This is a genomic window from Corynebacterium sp. MSK039, from assembly GCF_030232315.1.
Taxonomy (GTDB): domain Bacteria; phylum Actinomycetota; class Actinomycetes; order Mycobacteriales; family Mycobacteriaceae; genus Corynebacterium.
This window is the reverse complement of sequence record NZ_JASPJL010000007.1, coordinates 1-23,248: the sequence shown is the minus strand read 5'-3', so window position 1 is coordinate 23,248 and position 23,248 is coordinate 1. Positions and strand designations below refer to the sequence as shown.

Sequence of the window (23,248 nt, the reverse complement as noted above, 5' to 3'; positions counted from 1 at the left end):
GCGAGCAGCGAGCAAGCGTTATCGGTGGAGTAGGGAAGGCAAGGCAGCGGAAGATATGGGAGGCAACATGCGTTTGAGCGTGGAATGCGATGGCGGTTCGCGCGGCAATCCGGGGCCGGCGGGTACCGGCTCGTCGGTCAAGGACGCCGCGGGGGTGGAGGTCGGCTGTGTGTGGCAGTTCATCAAGCACGCCACCAATAACGTCGCCGAATACCAGGGGCTGATCAACGGACTGAACTTGGCGCGAGAGATCGCGGAGCAGCAGGGCGTGAAGCCGGGGAGCCTGAGCGTGGATGTGCGCATGGACTCCAAGCTCGTGGTGGAGCAGATGTCCGGCCGGTGGAAGATCAAGCATCCGGATATGAAGCCCCTGGCCCAGGAGGTCAAGCGCATCGAGGGGCAGCTCGCGCAGGTGAGCTACACCTGGGTGCCGCGTGCCCAGAACGCGCGCGCCGATGAGCTGGCCAACCGCGCGATGGACGACCGCGAGGGTGGCCGGTGGATCGACGATGAGCTGGCCACAGCTGGAGCTGCGGCAGCTGCGTCCCCGGCCGAGGACGCGGAGGGCGCGGACATGCTCTTCGACCTCGACCAGCCGTCGGACGAGGCCGCCGACACCACGCAGGATAAGCCAGCGCAGCCTACCAAGGCAGAAACACAGCGCGGACCAGCGCAGCGCGCCGAGCAGCCCGTCGAAGGCGAGGACGAGCAACAGCCGGCCGGGGTCTCACCCACCGCGTGGATGGGCAAGACGGAGCCGACGACCCTGCTTCTGCTGCGCCACGGCCAGACCGAGCTCAACCGCGACGGCAAGTACTCCGGCCGCGGTAACCCGGAGCTCACCGACCTGGGCAAGAAGCAGATCGCGCACGCTGCCCGCCACATCAGCGAGCGCGGCGACGTCGACGTCATCCTGAGCTCGCCGTTGGGCCGCTGTCAGGAGACCGCACGAGCCGCCGCTGAGGCGCTGGGCATGGGGAAGGGCGCGATCACGACGGACGAGGCCATCATCGAGATGGACTTCGGCGCCTGGGAGGGCCGCCGCTTCGTCGAGATCCAGGAGGACCACCCGGAGGAGCACCGCGAGTGCTTCAACTACGCCACGGCCGCACCCCACGGCGGGGAGTCCCCGGAACAGGTCTACCGGAGGGTCTCCGAGTTCGTGGATCGCGTCATCGCCGAGTACCCGGGCAAGACGGTGCTGGTGGTCACCCACATGATGCCGATCAAGTCGGTGCTGCGTCGGGCGCTGGGCACCGGCGGGGAGATCTACCGCAGCCTGCACCTGGACGTGGCCAGCCTCTCGGTCGCGGATTTCCTGCCGAACGGGGCGGGCGTGGTCCGGTTGGTCAACGAATCTCATTACCTCGGCTAGCGGCCTGGGGGTTAGACTTAATCCTTGTCGAGGCGGCCGGGTGGCTGCGGCGCGGTGGAACCACCGGCCGGTTTTTTGCCGGCGGGTCAGGCCCCGCGTCGAGGAAAGTCCGGACTCCACAGAGCACAGTGGTTGCTAACGGCAACCCAGGGTGACCTGCGGGCAAGTGCAACAGAAAGTAGACCGCCCGCCCACCGTTTTTGCGGTGTATGGCGGGTGAGGGTGAAAGGGTGCGGTAAGAGCGCACCAGCGTGGCAGGCGACTGTCGCGGCTAGGTAAACCCCACTGGGAGCAAGGTCAAGGAGCCGTATGGCTCCGTCCGTCGCAGGGCGGGGCGTGCGTGCGTTGTCTGAGGGTTGCTCGCCCGATGAAGGACAGGTGGACTGCTTGAGGCGCCCAGCAATGGTGCGTCCAGATGGATGGTCACCTCGTGCCACCCCTCGTGGGTGGCATCAGACAGAATCCGGCTTAGAGGCCGCCTCGACACTCACACTTTGCAACTACAGTGGTGGGAAGTATCAACCCGAAAGGATGGGTGGAACCCATGGCAGAAGAAAAGTGGTACTTCGACACCAAGACCGGTGAGGTCACCAAGGGCAAGTCCAGCGGCTGGGATACCCGCATGGGCCCCTATGACTCGGAGGAAGCAGCCCGCCAGGCGCTGAGCATCGCGCAGCAGCGCACCGAGGCCGCCGATGCTTATGACGAGCAGGACGATTGGGATAACGAGGACTAAGCCCCGGCTTTCCGCATAGTTCATGAGCAGCACCGAACACAGCACCAGCGAGCCCAGCGCCAGCGAGCCCCGCAGCACCAAGCACAGAACCGCAGAAAAACCGGACCTGAGCGGACTCACCACAGCCGAGGTCGAGGAACGCACCCGGGCGGGAAGAACCAACAAGGCCACCCGCACCACGGGGCGCACGACCTGGGAGATTATCCGCGCGAACGTCTTCACCCGCATCAACGCGATGCTGGGTGTGCTGTGCGTGATCGTGTTGGCCACCGGCTCCTGGATCAACGCCGCCTTCGGCCTGTTGATCATCGCGAACTCCGCGGTGGGCATCATCCAGGAGCTCCGCGCGAAGCGGACCCTGGAGAATCTCAAGATTCTCTCCGAGTCCCGGCCCCGCGTCATCCGCGACGGGGAGGAACGGGAGGTCGCCCAGAGCGAGATCGTCGAGGGGGATTTGATCCGCGTCGGTTCCGGCGACGAGATCGTGGTCGATGGTCCGCTGCTGTCCGGTTCGCTGTCCATGGACGAGTCCCAGCTCACCGGGGAGGCCGACCCGGTGCGGCACAACCCCGGCGACGAGCTGCTTTCCGGTTCCTTCGTCAAACACGGTAGCGGTGTCTTCCGTGCGGAGAAGGTGGGCGGGGAGTCCTACGCCGCCCGCCTGGCTGCAGAGGCCAGCGACTTTTCGCTGACTGACTCGGTGCTGATGAGCGGCATCAACTCCATCCTGCGGGTGATTACCTGGCTGCTGATCCCCACCGGCCTGCTCACCATTTTCACGCAGCTGACCCGCACGGACGCCCCGATCCGGGAGTCGATCCTCTCTATGGCCGCGGCACTGGTGCCGATGGTCCCCGAGGGGCTGGTGCTGATGACCTCCATCGCCTTCGCGGTGGGCATCGTGCGCTTGGGCAAGTACAAGGCCCTGGTCAACGAGCTGGTCGCCATCGAGGGTCTGGCTCGCGTGAACACGATGTGCACGGACAAGACGGGCACGCTGACCAGCAACGAGATGGAGTTGGAGGCGGTTGTCGACGAACACGGCGGCGACGCTGATGCTGAGACCTTGCGCGACCTGCGCCGCCTCTTCGCCTCCCAGTCGGATCTGAATAACACGGCCGAGGCCATCGTTCAGGGCCTCGACGAGTGGGCGGAGCGCCCCGCCGAGGAGGAGGGCTCCGAGGCCGCCGACTCCTCCCAGCCCCAGTCCTCCCAGTTCCAGTCCTCCCAGCCCCAGGCTTTCGAGGGCAGCGAGATCCCGTTCTCCTCGGCCTATAAATTCTCCGGCTTTCGCGTGGCGGATGGTCCGACCTTCGTGCTGGGAGCGCCCGACGTCCTGCTTGATAAGGACACTCCCGCCGCCAACGTCGCGGCGAAGGAGGAGGCCGATGGGCGCCGCGTCCTCGCCTTCGGGCGCGCGCTGGACGAGGTCGAGGACCCGGACGAGGACGGCGCGAACGTCACCACTCCTGAGCTCGGCGACCCGGTGCTGATCGTCCTGCGGCAGAAGCTGCGCCCCGATGTGGCCGAGACCCTGGCGTACTTCGAGCACGAGGGCGTGGACGTCAAGATCATCTCCGGCGATAACCCCGGCTCCGTCGCCGCGGTTGCGAAGGAGGCCACCGGCGAGCAGCTGAGCTCCATCGACGCCCGCGAGATCGCGCCGGAGGACATGGAGCAGGCCGTTCTGGAATCCGAGGTCTTCGGCCGTGTGAAGCCCGAGCAGAAGCAGGCGATGGTCGAGGCCCTCCACGCCCACGGCCGCACCGTCGCGATGACCGGCGACGGCGTCAACGACGTGTTGGCGCTGAAGAAGGCCGACATCGGCGTGGCGATGGGCTCCGGCTCCGCCGCCACCCGCAGTGTGGCCCAGTTGGTGCTGCTCAACGACCGTTTCTCCTCGATGCCGCACGTCATTGCCGAGGGGCGCCGGGTGATCGGCAATATCGAGCGGGTGGCGAACCTCTTCCTCACGAAGACCGTCTACTCCGTGGTGCTGGCGATGGTCGTGGCCGTGGCGGGCGTGACCTTCCCCTTCCAGCCGATTCACGTGACGATCACGGGCTGGTTCACCATCGGTATCCCCGCGTTCATCCTCTCCCTGGCTCCCAATACGGAACGGCCGCGGGATGGTTTCGTCCGCCGCGTGCTGTCGCTGGCGATCCCGGGCGGGGCAATTGTGGGCCTGGGCTCGGTGATCATGTGGCTGGTGATCTACCCAGGTGATGGGGCGAGCGTGACCGAGCAGCGTCAGGCGGGCACGGCGGTGCTGCTGGCGCTGATCATCATGGGGCTGTGGGTGCTGAACATCGTGGCCCGCCCGATGAAAACGTGGAAGTGGGCGCTGTGGTTCGGCTGCATCGGCGGTTACCTGGTGCTCTTCCTGATCGCTCCGATCCGCGAGATCGTGCTGCTAGATATCGGTAACACTCGCCTGATGATCACCGGCGCGGTGGTGGGGCTGTGTGGCGCCGTGGTGATCGAGTTCTCCCAGTTCCTGGCCCGCCGTTTCCTCCTCCGCCAGGATTAAGGACGTCGCGAGCCCCACTTCACATCGGCGCTGACTGATCCGGCTGGGCAGTGTGGGATCGCTGCCCCGGTCGGGGACTGGGCAACGCAAAAACGCCGCCTGCCGGGGCCGTGGCTGGCCCAGGTGGCGACGTCCTAAAAGAAGAGCGCGTAGCTAGAAGCAGTGCTCCTCGGCGGGGAAGGTGCCCTCGGCGACCTCGCGCTTATAGGAGGCGGCGGCATCCGTCAGGGACGCGCCGACCTGGGCCCACTGCTTGGCGAACTTCGGGCGGTGACCATGTTCTGGCAGGGCGACCATGTCGTGCCAGACCAGCACCTGGGCGTCGGTGTCCGGACCAGCGCCGATGCCGATGGTGGGGATGGGGAACTGCTCGGTGGCCTGCTTCGCAACGTCCGCGGGCACCATCTCCAGCACGACCATCTCGGCGCCCGCCTCGGTGACGGCGGCCATGTCATCCAGCAGCTGGGCGGCGGAATCCCCGCGGCCCTGAACCTTAAAGCCAGAGAGCTGGTTGACGGACTGCGGGGTGAAACCGATGTGCGCGCAGACCGGGATACCGGCCTCGGTCAGGGCCTTGATGCGGGGCGCCATGCGGCGGCCACCCTCGATCTTGATCATTGCGGCACCGGAGCGGCGCATCATCTCGGCGGCGCTCTTCACACACTGCTCATCGGAGGCCTCGTAGGTGCCGAAGGGCAGGTCGGCGATGACCAGGGCGTTGCCGGCGCCGCGGACCACGCCGGCGGCGAGGAAGATCATCTCCTCCAGGCTGACCTGCTGGGTCTGGTCATAGCCGAAGACCACATTGGCCGCGGAGTCGCCGACCAGGAGGCATTCCACGCCCGCCTCGGCGAAAGCTGCGGCTGTGGAGTAGTCATATGCGGTGAGCATCGCCCATTTCTCGCCGCTGGCCTTGCGCGCCGTGAGGTCGGAGATACGAACTTGCTTGGTGGGAACCATGTACCCACGCGGGGAATCCTGTCGAGCCATGAATGTGATTGTGCCAGAAGCACCCTGGGCGTGTCCGGGCTAGTGCCTAAGATGGGGGACATGAGCAGCCAACAGGAATTCGTCCTCCGCACCCTTGAAGAACGCGATATCCGCTTCGTCCGCCTCTGGTTCACCGATATTCAGGGTTATTTGAAGTCCGTGGCCGTGGCTCCCGCCGAGCTGGAAGGGGCGTTCACGGAGGGGATTGGTTTCGATGGTTCCGCGATCGAGGGCTTCTCGCGGGCCTTCGAGGCGGACACGATCGCCCAGCCGGATCCCTCGACTTTCCAGATCCTGCCCTTCGGCGCGGAGCAGGATGGCTACCTCTCCGCCCGCATGTTCTGCGACATCACGATGCCGGATGGGCAGCCCTCCTGGGCGGACCCGCGGCAGGTGCTGCGCCGCCAGCTGGCGAAGGCCGCGGAGGACGGTTTTAGCTGCAACGTTCACCCGGAGATCGAGTTCTTCCTGGTGAAGTCCATCGATACCGATGGCCAGCCGCCGGTGCCCGCCGATAATGGTGGCTACTTCGACCAGGCGGTGACGGATAATGCGCCGAACTTTAGGGCCGAGGCGATTAACTCCCTGGAGCGGATGGGCATCCCGGTGGAGTTCTCCCACCACGAGAACGGCCCTGGCCAGCAGGAGATCGACCTGCGCTTCGCGGATGCGCTCACGATGGCGGACCACGTGATGACCTTCCGCTACCTGATCAAGCAGGTCGCGCGGCGCAATGGGGTGCGGGCGACCTTCATGCCCAAACCCTTTAGTCAGTACCCGGGCAGCGCGATGCACACCCACATTTCCCTGTTCGAGGGGGAGGATAACGCCTTCCATGACCCGGACGACGAGTTCCGGCTCTCTGCCACCGCGAAGAGCTTCATCGCGGGCATCCTGGAGCACGCCCCGGAGTTCACCGCGGTGACGAACCAGTGGGTGAACTCCTATAAGCGCATCTCCTACGGCGAGGAAGCACCGCGTGCGGCGAGCTGGGGCGCGTCCAACCGCTCGGCGATGGTGCGCATCCCGATGTACACGCAGCACAAGGCGGCGACGCGCCGGGTGGAGATCCGCTCCCCGGACTCGGCGATGAACCCGTACCTGGGCTACGCGGTGATGTTGGCCGCGGGCCTGAAGGGCATCCGCGAGGGCTACGAGCTGCCTGCCCCGGCGGAGGAGGATGTGTCCCTGATGACGCGCCGCGAGCGCATCGCCGCCGGCTTCAAGGATCTGCCGACGGACCTGGATTATGCGCTGCGGAAGATGGAGCGTTCGGAGATGGTGGCCGAGGCGCTCGGCGAGCATGTCTTCGAGTTCTTCCTGCGTAATAAGTGGCAGGAATGGCATGCCTACCAGTCCCAGATCTCCCCGTGGGAGCTGCGCCACCACCTGGAGTTCTAGGCCCCAGCGGGTAGCTGGGTTCTGTCCTGGCTACCCGGCGCGGCCTCCGGTTTCACGGTGAGACCGAAAGGTATGCGCCCAGCCCGCCGCCATCGACGTTTTCTAAAGAAGTGAGTGTTCTATGACTAGGTCGCAGGGGCTTCCCCGCACCTCCCGTTCCGACGTCCCGTCCCCGCGGGTGTTGGGTCTGCGCCGTGAGCGCGCGGTGGAGGACCTGGAGATGCTGGGTTGGACCGGACGGGAGCACACCTCCCTGTTGTGGACGCTCGCGGCCGCCGGCAGCCCGGATCTGGCGCTGAATAACTTCGTGCGCCTGGTCGAAGCTCTGCGGGCGGCGGAGGAAGCCGGCGACCTGCCAGTGCCCGGCGCGGCGCATCCGGAGTCCGTGGCCGCTGCTGCAGCTGCCCAGGCCGGGGCAGATGCGGGCCAGGGTGGGACAGATACAGGGCAGGGCGCGGCACGTTCCGGCCAGCAGGACGCCGCGCAGGCCGACGCCTCCCAGATCGACCCAGCGGTGGGGGTGCCGGTGGGCCAGGTCGCCCAGTTCACGGATGTGAAGGCGGAGACCCTGCTTGCAGCGGTGGAGGAGAATCCCAACTTCCGGCGCCGCCTCTTCGCCCTGCTCGGGGCCAGTACCGCGTTGGGCGATCACGTGGTGGCCAACCCCGTCACCTGGGTGGATCTGGCCGCCCCGATGCCCAGCCGCCAGGAAATGATGGACGCGATGCTCGCCGCGGTGGGGGCCACGCCGGTCGACGGGGCCGGCGAGTTGACCTTCAAGGCGGCGATCACCGGCAGCGAAGCGGACTCGGCATTGATGGTGGCCTACCGCAACCTGCTGGCCAGGGTGGCGGCCATCGACCTGGCATCCACGATGGTGGAGCGCGGCCACACTCCGCCGAAGGCCCTGGACTTCGAATCGCTTTCCCTAGCCCTCACAGATGCGGCAGACGCAGGGCTCACCGCAGCCCTCGCGGTGGCCTGCAGCACGGTCTACGGCAAGCCGGGGGCGGAGAACGAGAAGCAGCCCGCCCGGCTGGCGGTGCTGGCGATGGGCAAGTGCGGCGCCCAGGAGCTGAACTACATCTCGGACGTGGACGTCATCTTCGTCGCCGAACCCGCGGACGCCCGTGCGATGCGCTGGGCGGGTGAGTTCATCAACATCGGCAGCCGCGTGTTCTTCGAGGTCGACGCGGCCCTGCGCCCGGAGGGCAAGCGGGGCGCGCTGGTACGCACCCTGGATTCCCACGTGAACTACTACCAGCGCTGGGCCAAGACCTGGGAGTTCCAGGCCCTGCTCAAGGCCCGCCCGATGAGCGGGGACCTGGAGCTCGGCAGAGACTACTGCGAGGCCATCGCCCCGATGGTGTGGTCGGCGGCCGAGCGGGAGGACTTCGTCCCAGATGTGCAGGCCATGCGCCGCCGCGTCATCGAGAACGTGCCCGCTGACATCCGCGGCCGCGAGCTGAAGTTGGGGGAGGGCGGCCTCCGCGACGTGGAGTTCGCCGTCCAGCTCCTGCAGCTCGTCCACGGCCGCACCGACGAGAACCTGCGCGTCTCCGCCACGGTCGCAGCCCTGCGCCAGCTCGTGGACGGCGGCTACGTGGGCCGCGAGGACGGCCAGGTGCTGATCCGCTGTTATGAGTTCATGCGCCTGCTGGAGCACCGCCTGCAGCTGCACCGGCTGAAGCGGACCCACACGCTGCCGGAGGAGGACGACGTCCAGGAGCGCCGCTGGCTGGCCAAGACCTCCGGCCGCGTGCGCTCCACGGACGCTTCGGGGACCCAGCGTTCCCTGGTGGAGCAGCTGGAGTTGGATGTCCGCCAGTCCGCGCTGCAGATCCAGAACCTGCACCGGAAGCTGTTCTACCGCCCGCTGTTGTCGTCTGTGGTCGGGATGGACGCCGACGCCGTCCGCCTGTCCCCGGAGGCGGCGAAGCGCCAGCTGGCTGCGTTGGGTTATGAAAGCCCGCAGCGTGCCTTCGAGCACCTGCGCGCACTGGCCGATGGCACGACCCGCAAGCACAAGCTGCAGGCGATCATTCTGCCCAGCCTGCTGGAGTGGCTGTCCGCCACGGTCGACCCGGATGCTGGGTTGCTGGCCTACCGGAAGCTCTCGGAAGCGGCGATGGACCGCTCCTGGTTCCTGCGCCTGCTGCGCGACGAGAACATCGTGGGCAAGCGCCTGATGTTTCTGCTGGGTACCTCGCCTTTCCTGGCGGACCTGCTGCTGAATTCCATTGATTCGGTCAAGCTGCTCTCGGATGGGGCGAAGGGGCCAAAGCTGCTGGACCGGGAGCCCGCGGTGGTGACTCACTCGCTGGTCGCGGCGGCGAACCGGCAGCGGGACCCGGATAAGGCCATTGGCGTGGCCCGCGCGCTGCGCCGGGCGGAGCTCTCCCGCATCGCGGCGGCCGATCTGCTCGGCCTGATGAGCGTGGAGGAGGTCTGCGTGTCCCTGTCCTGGGTCTGGGATGCGGTGCTGGAGGCGGCCCTGCAGACCGAGATCCGGGCCTGGGAGGATGAGCACCAGACCAACGCCCCGGCCACGATCTCGGTGATCGGGATGGGGCGCTTGGGTGGCGCGGAGCTGGGGTACGGCTCGGACGCGGACGTCATGTTCGTCGCCGAACCCGTCGAGCAGGACGGCGACGGCACGAACGGAGCCGAGGCCGCCGAGGGCAAGAAGGACGCGGGCGCCGGGAAGGACGGCGTCGACGTCGAGAAGACGGGCGTGGGCGACAGCGGCGCGCAGAAGCAGGAGGGCAGCGCCGACGCTGCAGGTAGTGGCACCGAGGCGGTGGATCCGCTGAAGTGGGCGATCACGATCTGCGAATCCGTGCGCCGCCGCCTGGGCAAGCCTTCCCAGGACCCGCCGCTGGAGGTGGACAGCAACCTGCGTCCGGAGGGCCGCAACGGGGCGCTGGTGCGCACCCTGGCCAGCTACGAGCGCTACTACTCCGAGTGGGGCGAGACCTGGGAGCTGCAGGCGCTGCTGCGCGCCACCTGGATCGCCGGTGATAAGAACCTCGGCATGCGCTTTCTGCGGATGATCGACCAATTCCGCTACCCGGCGGGTGGGGCAACGGCCAAGCAGGTCAGCGAGGTCCGCCGCATGAAGGCGCGCGTGGACTCCGAGCGCCTGCCCAAGGGCGCGGATAAAAACCTGCACACCAAGCTCGGCCGCGGCGGGCTTACGGACGTGGAGTGGACCGCCCAGCTGCTCACGATGCAGCACTGCGATAAGGAGCACCTGCGCAACACCTCCACCCTGGGCGTGCTGAAGGAGATGGCAGCCGAAGAGCTGATCAGCGAGGCCGACGCCCTGACGATGCGGGAAGCGTGGATCACCGCCACGAAGGCCCGCAACGCGCTCGCCCTGGTCCGCGGCAAGCGTAAGGACCAGCTGCCGGGGTCCGGCAAACCGCTGGCCCAGGTGGCAGCGGCAGCTGGCTGGCCGATCGAGGAGTCCCAGGAGTTCCTGGACGACTACCTGAAGAAGACGCGCCGGGCGCGCACGGTCGTGGACCGGGTGTTCTGGGGCGAGGACATCGTTGAGGACGCCGAGGGCAGCGAATTCGACCACATGGACCAGCTGGACTGGGGTGCGGACCACCACCCGGAGGACTCCCGGGCCTTCGGCATTGGCGACCACGTCGAGCTGGACAAGGTTCTCAACAGCGACATGTTGGATCGCGATTGGGCGGCTGACCGCCGCGACGAGGTGGTGCGGGCCTTCCGCGGGCGCCGGCCACGGTTGTAGGGGGTGGGGGCGCCGCCCGCCAGGCCCTGCCCGTGCGGGCACCGGATGGACACCACGATGAGGTCAGGGGCGGGTGGGCGCTGAGCCCCGCTCGGGCGGGCACCGGACTGCCTGCGAAAGTAGCCCCCTGGGACCCCGGAGGCCCCGCATACCCCCGAGGATTACCTACTTCGGGGGATGAGATGCGTCCCGATGCGGGGATTGTTCACCGTCAATTAACCCATCTGGGGGATGGAAACCTAAACTGTGCCCTGATCCCGCCCGTTACCCGGGCGATTCCCCATAAACCCAGCAGGAGTATTCGTGAACCGGATCCCCCTTATTGTCAGACTGCTCGCGGGCATCGTGATCGGCATCGTGGTCGGCGCGATCTGCCGCTCCGCAGATGTCGAGTGGCCAGTCCGCGCGCTAGCCACCTTCAACCAGATCTTCGGCACCTTCCTGAGCTTCGTCATCCCGCTGATCATCTTCGGCTTTATCGCTCCAGGCATTGGCTCCCTGGGCCGCGGTGCGGGCAAGCTGCTGGGCCTGTCCCTGGGCGTTGCTTACACCTCGACGGTCATCGCGGGTCTGCTGGCGCTGCTGACCTCCTTCGGTCTGTTCCGCTTCCTGCTGGACGGCGCCCAGGGCTTGATGGAAACCGATAACCCGGAGGACGCCCTCGTCGAGGCGTATACGAGCATCGAGATCCCGCCGGTGATGGACGTCATGACCGCGCTGATCCTCGCCTTCGTCGTCGGCCTGGGCATGACCCGCCTGACCGACCGCACGATGTACCAGCTGACGGATGATTTCCGCCAGATCATCGAGCGCCTGCTGAGCTCCGTGGTCATCCCGCTGCTGCCGTTCCACGTGATGGGCGTGTTCGGCAACCTGACCTACGCCGGTGTGGTGGCGAACATCCTCGCGGTCTTCGCGAAGGTCTTCATCATGGTGCTGGTCCTGCACTGGGTCATGCTGGTCTTCCAGTACTGCATCGCTGGTGCGGTCTCCAGCAAGAACCCGTTCACGATGCTGCGCACGATGCTGCCGGCGTATGTCACCGCGCTGGGCACCCAGTCGTCTGCGGCCTCCATTCCGGTCACCCTGCGCTCGGCGAAGAAGGCGGGCCTGCACCCACGCTTCGCGGACTTCCTGATCCCGCTGAACGCGAATATTCACCTCTCTGGCTCCATCATCACCATCACCGCCTGCTCCATGGCCGTGTGGGCATTGGCTCACGGTGAGATGATCTCCGTCGGCCAGATGATCCCGGTCATCCTGGTGCTGGGCATCATGATGGTCGCCGCCCCAGGCGCCCCGGGTGGTGCGGTGATGACCGCGCTGGGCGTGCTGGAGTCCATGCTGGGCTTCGACCAGCCGATGCTGACCCTGATGATCGCCCTGTACCTGGCGCAGGATTCCTTCGGCACCGCCGCGAACGTCACCGGCGATATGGCCGTGGGCCGTGTGGTCCAGGGCCTGGCATCGCGGGTCAAGGGCATCGAGATTCCAGAGGACGATCCGGAGCTGCAGGGCGCTGGCGCTGCCGCAGCTGCTGAGAATGAGGAACGCGACGCGTAAACCGTGACTTCTGCCAGTAACAGCCCCATTCCCACCACCGTGACCCCACGGGCGGTGGGAATTTGGGTTACGGGTGTTCTCGTCTACGTCATGGCGGTGCTGGGACGCACCTCCCTGGGCGTGGTCAGCGTGGATGCCCTCGACCAGTTCCAGATCAACGCCGGGCAGTTGGCGGTGTTCACCACCGTGCAGCTGGCGACCTACGCCTTCGCCCAGATCCCCGCCGGCCTGCTGGTGGACCGGCTGGGGCCGCGGAAGATGATGCTCTACGGGGCGGTGCTGATGGCCGTGGGCCAGGTGCTGCTGGCGTTCACGACGAGCTTCCCGGTGGCCGTGGCTGCCCGCGTGCTGGTCGGTGCGGGGGACGCCACCGCGTTCCTGTCCGTCATGCGGATCATTCCTGCCTGGTTCCCGCTGCGCACAGCGCCACTGTTCGGTCAGGCCACCGGGGCGGTGGGGCAGTTGGGTCAGTTCCTCTCCGCGGTGCCTTTCCTCGCGCTGGTTGGTTCCGCGGGCTGGAGCATCGGTTTTGTGTCCCTGGGTGCGGTGGGGTTGCTCGTAGGGATCGTGGCCTTCGTCGTCGTGTGGGATACGCCGGGTGAGCTGACGAGCGGCCGACGCGGCGGCGTCGACAATCAAGAAGACGGACCGGGCCCCTCGCCGATGGTGGCGGTGAAGTACGCGCTGGGTAACCGCACCGCCTGGCACGGCTTCTTCATCCACTGGTCGGGGCTGTCCCTGTTGGTGGTGTTCACTCTGCTGTGGGGCATGCCGATCATGACGCTGGGCATGGGCATGGATAAGGCCACCGCGGGGTGGGCGATTTCTGCCTCCACGCTCGCGATGGCGGTCTGTGGGGTGCTGGTGGGCTTCCTGTCCGCCCGGTTGGGGCGGTCGCGGTGGAAGGCCATCGTGGTGGGGACGTCGCTGGGTGCGGCCGCGTGGCTGCTGTTCTTCATCTCCCCGGAACCGCGGACGGCCGCTGCGGCGTTCGTGATGAACGTGGTGATGGGGGTGGTTTCGCCGCTGGCGAATATCGGTTTCGATTCGGTGCGCGAGGAGTGCCGGCGTGAGTTCGTGGCTACCGCGACGGGGCTGGCGAACATGGGCGGCTGGCTGGCCGGGATGGCCGCGAACCAGGCGATGGGGATCTACCTGACGCTGGCTGCTCCGAACGGGGATTACACCTGGGCGGAGTTCCGCTTCGGCTGGTTCGTGGTGCTCGGCGTGTGGGCGCTGGGCCTGGTTGGAGTGGTGGCCACCCGGCCGCGTCGCTAGGATTCGGTGGCATGTCTCGCACTACATCCCACGATCCAGCCCGGCCAGCCCGCGCGCTGCAGCTGACGGCACTGGGCGCCTACGTGGCCGTCGTCCTGGCGCTGACGGTGGGCAAGAGCTTCTACCAGATCGGTTTGCTGTGGAAGCCGGAGAATCAGCGGGTGCGCGAGCTGTTGCTGGTTCCTTTTGAGCTGGTCGGGCAGTCCCCGACGATCTTCGGGGTGGTCTTCGACTACGTGGGCAACGTGGCCTTCTTCGTTCCCCTTGGCATGCTGCTGGTTGTGGTGTTTTTCGGGGTGAACCGGCCCGTGTGGCGGGCGGTGTGGATCGCGGCCCTGCTGAGCCTGGGTATCGAGGTCTGCCAGTACGTGTTCTCGGTGGGGCGTACCTCGGTGGACGATTGGTGGTGCAACACACTGGGCGCGTTCCTGGGCGCGTATTTTGCGGTGAAGATGGGGCCGCGTTGGCACAAGGTGTGGGTGTGGCTGGCGCTGGCACTCGGTGTGGTGTTCGCGGTATTGGTGGGGCTAGGCGACCGCTTGGGGGATCCGGAGAAGGTCGTCGGCTAAAGCTTTAGGCAAGCACAACACCCGCCAGCGGGCAGTGAGTCAGGGAGTGATTTGATGGGCACGTTCACCAAGCACAATCCGGGGCGCACCGGCGCGTGGGAGGCTGCCGGGTTGGAGTGGCTGGCTGCCGCCCGGGACGGTGGCGGGGCCGCCGCGAAGGACGGTGGCGGAGTCGCCCGGGACGGTGACGGGCCCCGTGCCGCTCAGGGCGCCCGGGTGGTCGGCGTCGTGGAGCGCACCCCGGACATGGTCGTCCTGGAGCGGGTGCAGGAGACCCGACCCACCCCGGAGGCCGCGGAGGCCTTTGGTCGCGAACTAGCCGCCACGCACGCCGCGGGCGCCCCGTGTTTCGGCGCCGGCCCCGTGAACGCCGCTGGCGAGCCCTGGGAGGGGAGCGGCTACCAAGGCCCGAACGAGCACCTTCTGCCGCTGCCGCTGGGGCAGTGGGAGAGCTGGGGCGAGTTCTACGCGAACCTCTTAGAGCCCCTGATCGAGCCCGCCTGGGGTGGCCTGTCGAACGAGGACCAGCAGGCTGTCAGTACGCTGCTGGAGCTCCTGCGCGACGGGGACTTCGACGCCCTTGGCACCCAGGCCCCGGCCCGCTGCCACGGCGACCTGTGGGCGGGCAACGTCCTGTGGAGCCCCGAGGGCGCAGTACTCATCGACCCGGCCGCACACGGCGGGCACCCGGAGACGGACCTGGCCGCCCTGCAGCTGTTCGGCATCGCCCACCAGGAGCTCATCTTGGGTGCGTATCAGGAGGCCGCGGGCTGGGATTCCTCGTGGCGGCAGCGCGTGCCACTGCATCAGCTGCACCTGCTTTTCCTGCACGTCGCGGTGTTCGGTGGTTCCTATGTGCGCCAGGCGATGACGGCGGTGCACCGCAGCCTCGCGCTCTAGCCACTACCCGCAGCCCGCCATCCGCCTCCCGCTAAGCTTAAGCCCATGAGATCCACGCTCCCGCTGCGCTCCATCCGGCTGCGCCACGTGCTGCGCGAGCCCAGCTCCTGGGTGCACCAGATGCCGGTCGTCGCTGATCTTCGTGAGCGCGGCCGGCTGGAGTTCCCCTCGCCGGTGACCGTGCTCTCTGGGGAAAATGGCGTGGGAAAGTCCACGCTCCTGGAGGCGCTCGCCCTCAAACTGGGCTTCGGGGCCACCGGGGGCCGCCTGGACGATCCGTTCAAACAGGCGAGCACGGGCACCGAGTCGCCGCTGGTCCGCGACCTCGTGGCGGATCTTTCGCAGCCGCTGCTCCGAGGCTATTTCCTGCGCGCGGAGAGCCACCTGACCCAGGTGCTGCACAACCAGTCGCCGATGGAGGCCGCGGGCCGAAACCGACTGGAGGCAGACTGGGACATCACCGCCCGCTCCCATGGGGAGTCGATCTTCGACATCTTCCACGAGTACATCGACGGCGCCGGGCTTTACCTCCTCGACGAGCCCGAGGCCGGCCTGTCCACTATCCGTCAGATGGCGTTGCTCGGCCAGATCGCCGAGGAGGTTCGCCAGGGCGCGCAGTTTGTGATCGCCACGCATTCGCCGATCCTCATGGCCTTCCCCGGCACCACGATCTACGAGATCGGTGACCGCGGCATCCGCACCACCGCGCTGGAGCAGACCGAGGCCTTCACCGCGCTCGCGGAGTTCTTCGCTGATCCCCACGGGACCGTGGACTTCCTGCTGGGGGAGTAGGCCTTCTTCTTTTTCAGGACGTCACCAGCCGGCGTCCTGCTGGGCATGCCGGGTCGGTGTGAAGGACCTCGGGGCTTACGCAGCCCGCGCGCCGGGGAACGCCGTAGTCTCGCCGACACGCGCCCAAGCCGCACCAAATACAGCCCGCGCGCCGGGGAACGCCGACGCCGTGTCTTCAGCGCGGAAGGCTGAGGCTACGCAACCCGCGCGCCGGGACGGGAAACCCGCAGCCACCAGCGCACGGCGATGACCGCCACGAGGATGCACAGCAGGTTCCGGACCACGAGGATGCTTGCCGGGATCCCCGCCGGGCCGGAGGAAACCAGCCAACCATAGGAGATGGGGAAGACCAGGAAGCTTAGACCCGCGATGATTACGATGAGCACCCCGAGTACCGGGGGAGCGCCCTCGCTGGTGTCTAGTAGTACGTCCCGCCACCGGGCATCCTCGCCGCGCACACCGCGCCGCCCAATCCTTGCAGGCATGGCCAAGCAGATCAGGGGCGCCAGCCACAGCACGTACTGCGGGGAGAACACCTTATTGCCGAGCAGTAGCAGGGCCACGAGCATCGTTGCCGCAGCCAGGGCGCGTTCGGTGTTCCACCCGCCGCGGAGGAAGTGCCGCAGCGCGATGTACACGCCCAGCAGCAGGGTCAGTGCCATGACGGCGGTGGCGGCGTGCATCGCCAACTCCACCCCGGGCCCGGTGACCTCGTAGCTCTTGGAGGAGGAGAGGTTGATCTCCCAGCGATCGTCGAAGGCAGAGAGGAAGGTAAACGGCGTCGCAGCGACCGACTCCACCTGGAGGCCGCGGACGTCCTGATACGTCAGCGGGCTGATGACGCGCTCGAAGCCTTCGGTGGCGGTGGTGATACCCACCAGCACGGCGAGCGTGAGGGCGAAGAAGCCCAGCCGCTGCCACGTGCCGCGCGCGTCCCACCGATCCACGAGGGCAACCGCCAACACCCCCGGCCACAGCTTTGACGCGGTGGCGAAGGCCAACAAGGCGCCTGCGACCCGCGGGTGGGAGACCACCACAGCCACCCCCACACCGACCGCGAGCCCGGGGATCAGGTCCAGCCGGGTCAGCAGGATCGGCCCGATCGCGAAGCTCACGCCGACCCACGTCCACGCCCCGAGGAAACGCCCCAGACGCAGCAGATACCCGGTGAACAGCGCCCCGAGCAGACAGCAGGCGAGGGCGAAGATCAGGAAGAATGCCCTCTCGCTGCCGGGCGCCAGCACGTCCGCGACGGCTTTGACCGCGCGGATGGGCCACACGCCGACGTCCGGGTACTCACTCAACGGCGTGGGGCTGCCGCCGATGCCGACGATGTGTTCGCCGAACGGGCCGGAGAGCAGACTGCCGTTGCGGTAGTAGCTCAGGTCCTCGGTGCCCCAGCGGTAGGTGACCACGATCCACAGCTGGAAGATATTGGCCAGCAGCCAACAGACCCACACCGCGATGGGGGACTGGTAGACCGGCCGCGCCGGACGGGACTCCGCAACCGACCGCCCCGACGTCGCCGGACGCTCTGCCGTGACCTTCCGACTCGCCGTGACTGCTCGCGACGTCGTTGTTCCGGACGTCGCCCCGTTGGACGTCCTTCCGTCGGACACCGCCCCGTTGGTCGCTGTGGCACCGGAACGCGCCCCATCGGACACCGCCCCGGTGGTCGCTGAAGTGCTGGAGGACGCCACGTTGGACGCAGACGTCTCCCGCAAGGATTCGCGTCGGGGGGTGGGCTGGGGCTGTTTCACGCAGGTTAGTCTAGCCTGTTTCGGCTGGTCTCACCCGATGTCGGGACCGTGCTCTAGGATGTTGAGACGTGGACTACATTTCGACTCGTGATTCTTCCCGTACCCCCGCCAAGTTCTCGGACATCCTGCTGGGCGGCCTGGCCCCGGACGGCGGCCTCTACCTGCCCGCCGAGTACCCGCAGCTGAGCGACGAGACCCTCACCGAGTGGCGCGAGCTGCTCGCGGAGAAGGGCTATGCCGCGCTGGCTGCCGAGGTGCTGAAGATTTTTGTGGACGACATCCCGGCCGAGGACCTGGAGGCCATCACGGCCCGGGCATATACGACGAAGGCTTTCGCGCACGAGGAAATCGTCCCCGTCACGGAGCTCGAGGATGGCATGTACCTGGGCCACCTCTCGGAGGGACCGACGGCTGCTTTTAAGGACATGGCCATGCAGCTGCTCGGCGAGCTGTTTGAGTACGAGCTGGCCCGCCGCGGCGAGACCCTGAACATCCTGGGCGCAACCAGCGGTGACACGGGTTCGGCGGCGGAGTACGCCATGCGTGGCCGCCAGGGGATCCGCGTGTTCATGCTGACCCCGGCCGGGCGCATGACGCCCTTCCAGCAGGCGCAGATGTTCGGCCTGAATGACCCGAATATCTTCAACATCGCCCTGGACGGGGTCTTCGATGACTGCCAGGACGTGGTCAAGGCCGTGTCCGCGGATGCGGATTTCAAGCGGGATAACCGCATCGGTGCGGTGAACTCTATCAACTGGGCGCGCCTGATGGCCCAGGTCGTGTACTACATCTCCTCCTGGCTGAAGCTGACGGAGTCGAATGACCAGAAGATCAGCTTCTCCGTGCCGACCGGCAACTTCGGAGACATCTGCGCAGGCCACATCGCCAAGCAGATGGGCCTGCCGATCGCGCGGTTGATCGTCGCGACGAATGAAAACGACGTGCTGGATGAGTTCTTCCGCACCGGCGAGTACCGGGTGCGCAGCTCCGCGGAGACGCTGAAGACCTCCAGCCCTTCGATGGATATTTCCCGTGCCTCGAACTTCGAGCGTTTCGTTTTCGACCTGCTGGGTCGGGACGCCGATCGGGTGGCGGACCTGTTCGGTGTGAAGGTGCGCGAGGGCGGGTTCTCCCTGGCCGACGATCCGGCGTTCCCGGAGGCAGCGGCGACGTACGGTTTCGCGTCCGGTACCTCTTCGCATGCGGATCGCGTGGCGACGATTCGGGATCTGCACGAGCGCCTGGGCGTGATCATCGACCCGCACACCGCCGATGGTGTGAAGGCCGCGCAGCAGTGGCGTGACCAGGTTGAGGGCCCGATCGTGGTCCTGGAGACGGCGCTGCCGGTGAAGTTCGCGGAGACCATCGAGGAGGCCATCGGGGAGGTCCCTGAGGTTCCGGAGCGCTTCGCCGGGATTATGGACGCTGACCGCCACGTGGTTGACCTGCCGAACGACGCTGAGCGTGTGAAGCAGTACATCCTGGACTCCATCGCGGAGACCAAGGAAGTGGAGAACTAGGGGGTCTTGCCTGGGCCGGGCGCGGGGGCTAGGTCGGGGCCTGGCTGAGCGGGATTAGGGGCCTAGGCACGGCTGGGCGCCCGGCTGGGCTGGGGCCTCGCCGGGCTGGGTGCAGGGGGCCGGAGTCCTCGGCCGGGCTGGACGAGCTAGGGGTACTTGCCGAGCTGAGCGGGAATAGGAGCTTGGACCGAGAGGGGTAGGAGCCTATGCCCGGCTGGGGTGCTGGCTGGGCTGGGGCCTCGCTGGGATGGGCGCAGGGGGCCGGAGTCCTCGGCCGGGCTGGGAGCAGGGGTCTGGCCTGGGCCGGCGGGGCTGCCCGCCCGCGCCACCGCTCATGCCACCGAAGTATGGTGGGGCTCGCAACTGTTTTCGCGAGCCTTGAGGAGGCGTGGCTTTGAAGATTGGTTTTCTGGGTGCCGGTGCGCTGGGCGCATACTATGGCGGTCGCATGGCCGAGACGGGCCAGGAGGTTGGCTTCGTCGCCCGCAACGAAACCCTCGACGCGCTACGCACCAAGGGCCTAACGCTCATCGATGACAATGAGGAGACCTCGGTGGTCTCCAACGTCGCCGCTGCGGAAAGCTTCGAGGAACTTGCGGAGACGATGGGCGGGCTGGACGTCATTATCAATGCGACGAAGTCCCTGCCGGGCAACGACTCCTTCCCGGACGTCTCCGGCATCAAGACCGCCGACGGTAAGCAGGTGCCGATCGTGACCCTGCACAACTCGGTGGAGGTGCCGCAGCTGGTCGCGGAGCAGTACGGCGAGGAGAACGTGATTCCGGGCATCGTGCGCGGCTACTTCGTGCACAAGGGGCCGGCGACCGCGCAGTTCCTGCCGGGGATGAAGGTGCTGAACATCGGCACTTTCGATCGTGCGCAGGATAGCCACGCTTACCGGGTGGCCTGCGAGCTCAGCGAGGCGCTGGTCAAGGCGGGTTTCAAGTCCGAGGTCTGGGATGACATCTTCGTGGAGATCTGGTCCAAGGCCATGTTCGTGACGCCGACGGGTGCGCTGGGTGCGCTGGCTCACCAGCCGCTGGGCTTCCTGCGGGAAGAGGGTGCTGAGGGCAAGCCGGGGCTGCGTAGCACGCTCGAGGGTCTGATGCGGGAGTACGAGGCGGCCGCGCGGGCGCACGGCGTGGGGCTGCCGGAGGACATCGTGGAAAAGACGATGGCGCTCACTGATAAGCAGCCGGATTCCGCGACGAGCTCGATGCAGCGCGATATCCGCGATGGGCTGCCGAATGAGCTGGATGCGCAGGTGGGCGCGGTGCGCCGCATGGCTGCGCGCGTTGGTGTGCCGACGCCGCTGCACGACATGATGCAGGGCGCGCTGGAGGGCCAGATCAAGGCGCAGGCCGAGGGCCGCCAGGGCTAGGTGCCACACACCCATTCATGTTTTGCAGAGTTTGATGCCGGAAATCGGGCGAAAAGCGGCATTACACTCTGCAAAACGTGCGTTGGGGCCCTGGGCCACCCCAGCCCCGAGCCCACCCCGGCCGCGAGCCCGGTTTTGGGCTGTGGCGTGTCACTTTTTGCGCGTTTCGTGACATTCTGCGGCCCAAAACGGGCCGGGAGGGGTTCAGCACGCCCCACCAGGGGTAGACCCCGGCCCCGGCCGCGCTGGGTCATGGGATTGGGCCACGGGGCGTGAGTTTTACGGGGCTCTGCGCGATGCGTTCGGAACAGGTGGTGGCCACGAATCTGGTTTTGGGCTGTGGCGTGCCACTTTTCGCGGGTTTTGTGACATTCTGCAGCCCAAAACGGGCATAGGGGCCGGCAAGCCCAGCCTGCCCCGGTCACGAGGCCACCCGGCCCCGAGCCGCTGCGCTGCGCTTCACTGCGACCTGCGTCAACGCGCGGTTTTGCCGCAAAACCTTGACACCAGCCCACACCTACCCGTAGGTTTATGACCTACATGGTAAACCCCATAACCAGGGAGGTGGTCATGCAGACTGATCCAGCGGATCCTCGCCCGATCTACATACAGATCGCGGAGGACCTCAAGTCCATGATCTTGTCCGGGGAGCTCGCCATCGACCAACGGGCCCCATCCACGAAAGAGCTCTCGGAGTTCTACCAGGTCAACCCCACAACGGCTGCCAAAGCCATGACGGAACTCTCACAGGAAAAGCTCGTCGAAAAGAAACGAGGGCTCGGCATGTTCGTCACCCAGGGTGCCCGCGAGCGCATCCGCAGCGAGCGCAAAGGCGCATTCCAACGCACCTACATCGACCCCCTCAAAAACGAAGCCGCCGCCCTCGGCCTCTCGCTCGAGGAGATCATCGCCATGCTGAAGGAGGAGAAGTGAGCATCTACGGAGTCATCGGCCCGAATGGTGCCGGCAAGACCTACTACCTGCGCACCCTCAGCCAGAACCCTGGCACGGCGCTAGCCCAGGCCGCCCCCGACGCCGCCCTCTACGGCGCCACCCCGCGCGAGTACTTCGCCATCGCGAAAACCGGCTGGTCAGAGCTCGATATCGGCCGCGCCGAATCCCTCCTCGACTTCCCGGCCACCACCCCGATGAAGAGCCTCAGCCTTGGGCAACGCCAGATGGTGATCACCGCCGCGGCCCTCGCCTCCGGCCAACCGGCCCTCCTCTTCGACGAGCCCTTCAACGGCCTCGACGTCGAGTTCCGCAACCGTCTGCGCAGCATGTTCATCGACGCCATCGCGGACGACGACATCATCGCCGACGCCGCGACCGGCACCGCCAACACCGACGACGCCGACATCGACGTCGTCCCGTCCCCGGACGCTGCGCCACCTACGGACGCAGCGCCGTCCACCACCGCCCCGGAACGGACGATCGTCCTGACCTCCCAGCACTCCCAGGACCTCGCGGGCCTGGTGGAGACGCTGATCGTCATCCATAACCACGAGCCGCACGGCCCATTCGACGTCGAGCACCTCCGCACGCGCCACCCGGTGCTGCGGGGTCTCACGGAGCAGGTGGGGCGGATCGCCGCGGACTTGCCCGTCTTCTCGCGGAAAACCCTGGGCGACCGAAGCGAGCTCGTGCTCGCCGCACCGCTGAGCGCGTCGGCTGCCGAGCATGCGCGCACTCTCGGCGTTGAGGTGAGCTACCTCGACCCCGCGGAACTGATCGACCTGGCCAGTACCAGCGCTTATATCGAAAGGAGCGCACAATGACACTCGGAGTTTTTAGCGCCACGAACCCGCGGACCTTCCTCGGCGTGAGCGCGGGAGCGATTCTGCTCGCCGGCTTCGGCGGCCTGGTTGTCTCCCGCGGGACGGAGAACGCGATGCTCGCGATTCTCGTGCTCGCGGTGCTGTTCGCGGTGACGGCCGCGCGTTCGGTGCGGCTGCGCGATTTCGGGGTGAGCAGTACCCGCTGGGTGCGCTCCGCGGCCGTGTCTGCTGTGGTGGTGTCGCTTCTGGCCGCGGTCCTGGTCACGCTGATGATTATTGTGGCGGATCGGAATCCGACCTTCTACCAGGACTTTGCTTCCTTCACTGTCCAGGCGCATGGTTACGAGGTTGCCGACGGCGTGCGTTACGCCAGCGACGGCCCCGGCATGCCGGTGGGGACGTTTGCGCTGACCGGACTGTGCGTGTTCCTCAGTTTCCTGATGGGCACGGTGGCAGGCACCGCACTGGGCGCGGTCTCCGGTGCGCGGGGGACGCGGGCGTGCGTTGTTGCTGCGGTGGGTAGTTTCGTTGTGGCCTACGGTGTTGGGGCGGTGTTCATGGTTTTGGACGTCAACATCGCCGCGCCGTGGCCCGGCGTACCGATGTTCGCTGTGGTCGTGTGCGTGATGTCCGGGCTGGTGCTGGCGTGGGCGCTGAGGACGGAGCGCCGCCCCATGCCAGCGGTGGTCCCCGAGCTGCCAGGCGCGGCCCCGGAGCCGCGAGGCGGCGTGGCTGAGCACTAGCCCCGAGCGCCAGGGGCCGTGGCCGAGCACTAGCCCGTTACCTTGTGAGTGTCCCCGATAATGGGGATAGTCGCTGGTCCCGGTATGGCTTACCTGCCCTGTAGTTTCCATAATCCGGGGGGTGTTGCCGCCGGGTGCCAGGACTTTCGATGACAGCTGATAGGGACAC

General features: G+C 67.0%; 17 protein-coding genes and 1 other RNA gene. 16 read left to right on the top strand and 2 right to left on the bottom strand.

Annotated features, from left to right (window positions below; translation table 11 throughout):
* The first annotated feature begins 67 nt into the window (after positions 1 to 67).
* From QP997_RS06375 to QP997_RS06360, 4 genes are all read left to right on the top strand, one after another.
* Positions 68 to 1,375: a bifunctional RNase H/acid phosphatase gene (locus QP997_RS06375; protein WP_502870438.1), complete on the top strand. Its 1,308-nt coding sequence runs from the start codon at positions 68 to 70 to the stop codon at positions 1,373 to 1,375.
* A 28-nt stretch (positions 1,376 to 1,403) separates the two neighbouring features.
* Positions 1,404 to 1,862, top strand: an RNA gene (rnpB, locus tag QP997_RS06370) — RNase P RNA component class A.
* Positions 1,863 to 1,919: 57 nt separating this feature from the next.
* On the top strand, positions 1,920 to 2,111 hold the full coding sequence (locus tag QP997_RS06365; RefSeq protein WP_070757700.1) for a hypothetical protein: 192 nt from the start codon (positions 1,920 to 1,922) through the stop codon (positions 2,109 to 2,111).
* A 22-nt stretch (positions 2,112 to 2,133) separates the two neighbouring features.
* Positions 2,134 to 4,641, top strand: coding sequence for an HAD-IC family P-type ATPase (locus QP997_RS06360; protein WP_284846591.1), 2,508 nt, complete (start codon positions 2,134 to 2,136; stop codon positions 4,639 to 4,641).
* A 153-nt stretch (positions 4,642 to 4,794) separates the two neighbouring features.
* On the opposite strand, the gene panB is transcribed toward QP997_RS06360, so the two are convergent.
* Positions 4,795 to 5,631, bottom strand: a complete 837-nt coding sequence (gene panB, locus QP997_RS06355; protein ID WP_012360542.1) for a 3-methyl-2-oxobutanoate hydroxymethyltransferase — start codon at positions 5,629 to 5,631, stop codon at positions 4,795 to 4,797.
* 60 nt (positions 5,632 to 5,691) lie between these two features.
* Here panB and QP997_RS06350 point away from each other — a divergent pair, with 60 nt between their 5' ends.
* The 7 genes from QP997_RS06350 (at position 5,692) to QP997_RS06320 (ending at position 15,897) form a co-directional block, all read left to right on the top strand.
* Positions 5,692 to 7,032, top strand: coding sequence for a glutamine synthetase family protein (locus QP997_RS06350; protein ID WP_070757708.1), 1,341 nt, complete (start codon positions 5,692 to 5,694; stop codon positions 7,030 to 7,032).
* A gap of 121 nt (positions 7,033 to 7,153) precedes the next feature.
* The gene (locus tag QP997_RS06345) at positions 7,154 to 10,795 is read left to right on the top strand and encodes a bifunctional [glutamine synthetase] adenylyltransferase/[glutamine synthetase]-adenylyl-L-tyrosine phosphorylase (protein WP_284846590.1); all 3,642 of its coding nucleotides are present in this window, start codon (positions 7,154 to 7,156) and stop codon (positions 10,793 to 10,795) included.
* A gap of 303 nt (positions 10,796 to 11,098) precedes the next feature.
* The gene (locus QP997_RS06340; protein WP_284846589.1) at positions 11,099 to 12,358 is read left to right on the top strand and encodes a dicarboxylate/amino acid:cation symporter; all 1,260 of its coding nucleotides are present in this window, start codon (positions 11,099 to 11,101) and stop codon (positions 12,356 to 12,358) included.
* A 3-nt stretch (positions 12,359 to 12,361) separates the two neighbouring features.
* On the top strand, positions 12,362 to 13,636 hold the full coding sequence (locus QP997_RS06335; protein ID WP_284846588.1) for an MFS transporter: 1,275 nt from the start codon (positions 12,362 to 12,364) through the stop codon (positions 13,634 to 13,636).
* An 11-nt stretch (positions 13,637 to 13,647) separates the two neighbouring features.
* Positions 13,648 to 14,205 (top strand): VanZ family protein, encoded by a 558-nt coding sequence (locus QP997_RS06330; protein WP_148812171.1) that lies wholly within the window; start codon positions 13,648 to 13,650, stop codon positions 14,203 to 14,205.
* Between the two features lie 54 nt (positions 14,206 to 14,259).
* On the top strand, positions 14,260 to 15,105 hold the full coding sequence (locus QP997_RS06325) for a fructosamine kinase family protein (RefSeq protein WP_284757889.1): 846 nt from the start codon (positions 14,260 to 14,262) through the stop codon (positions 15,103 to 15,105).
* 45 nt (positions 15,106 to 15,150) lie between these two features.
* Positions 15,151 to 15,897 (top strand): AAA family ATPase, encoded by a 747-nt coding sequence (locus QP997_RS06320; RefSeq protein WP_148820617.1) that lies wholly within the window; start codon positions 15,151 to 15,153, stop codon positions 15,895 to 15,897.
* 194 nt (positions 15,898 to 16,091) lie between these two features.
* Here the strand turns inward: QP997_RS06320 and QP997_RS06315 are convergent, their stop codons facing one another.
* Entirely contained in the window at positions 16,092 to 17,657 is a 1,566-nt protein-coding gene (locus QP997_RS06315; RefSeq protein ID WP_284846587.1) for a glycosyltransferase family protein, read from the bottom strand.
* 68 nt (positions 17,658 to 17,725) lie between these two features.
* Here QP997_RS06315 and thrC point away from each other — a divergent pair, with 68 nt between their 5' ends.
* The 5 genes from thrC to QP997_RS06290 all read left to right on the top strand — a co-directional run bounded on the left by thrC (position 17,726) and on the right by QP997_RS06290 (position 23,079).
* Positions 17,726 to 19,177 (top strand): threonine synthase, encoded by a 1,452-nt coding sequence (gene thrC, locus QP997_RS06310; protein ID WP_284846586.1) that lies wholly within the window; start codon positions 17,726 to 17,728, stop codon positions 19,175 to 19,177.
* A 388-nt stretch (positions 19,178 to 19,565) separates the two neighbouring features.
* A complete protein-coding gene (locus QP997_RS06305; RefSeq protein ID WP_284846585.1) occupies positions 19,566 to 20,558 on the top strand; it encodes a 2-dehydropantoate 2-reductase in 993 nt (330 codons plus the stop codon).
* 570 nt (positions 20,559 to 21,128) lie between these two features.
* Complete coding sequence (locus tag QP997_RS06300; protein ID WP_070761250.1) at positions 21,129 to 21,491, top strand: GntR family transcriptional regulator; 363 nt, start codon at positions 21,129 to 21,131, stop codon at positions 21,489 to 21,491.
* Complete coding sequence (locus tag QP997_RS06295; protein ID WP_284846584.1) at positions 21,488 to 22,336, top strand: ATP-binding cassette domain-containing protein; 849 nt, start codon at positions 21,488 to 21,490, stop codon at positions 22,334 to 22,336. Before QP997_RS06300 ends, QP997_RS06295 begins: the two co-directional genes overlap by 4 nt.
* Complete coding sequence (locus QP997_RS06290) at positions 22,333 to 23,079, top strand: hypothetical protein (RefSeq protein ID WP_284846583.1); 747 nt, start codon at positions 22,333 to 22,335, stop codon at positions 23,077 to 23,079. The genes QP997_RS06295 and QP997_RS06290 overlap by 4 nt, the downstream gene beginning before the upstream one ends.
* Positions 23,080 to 23,248: the final 169 nt, after the last annotated feature.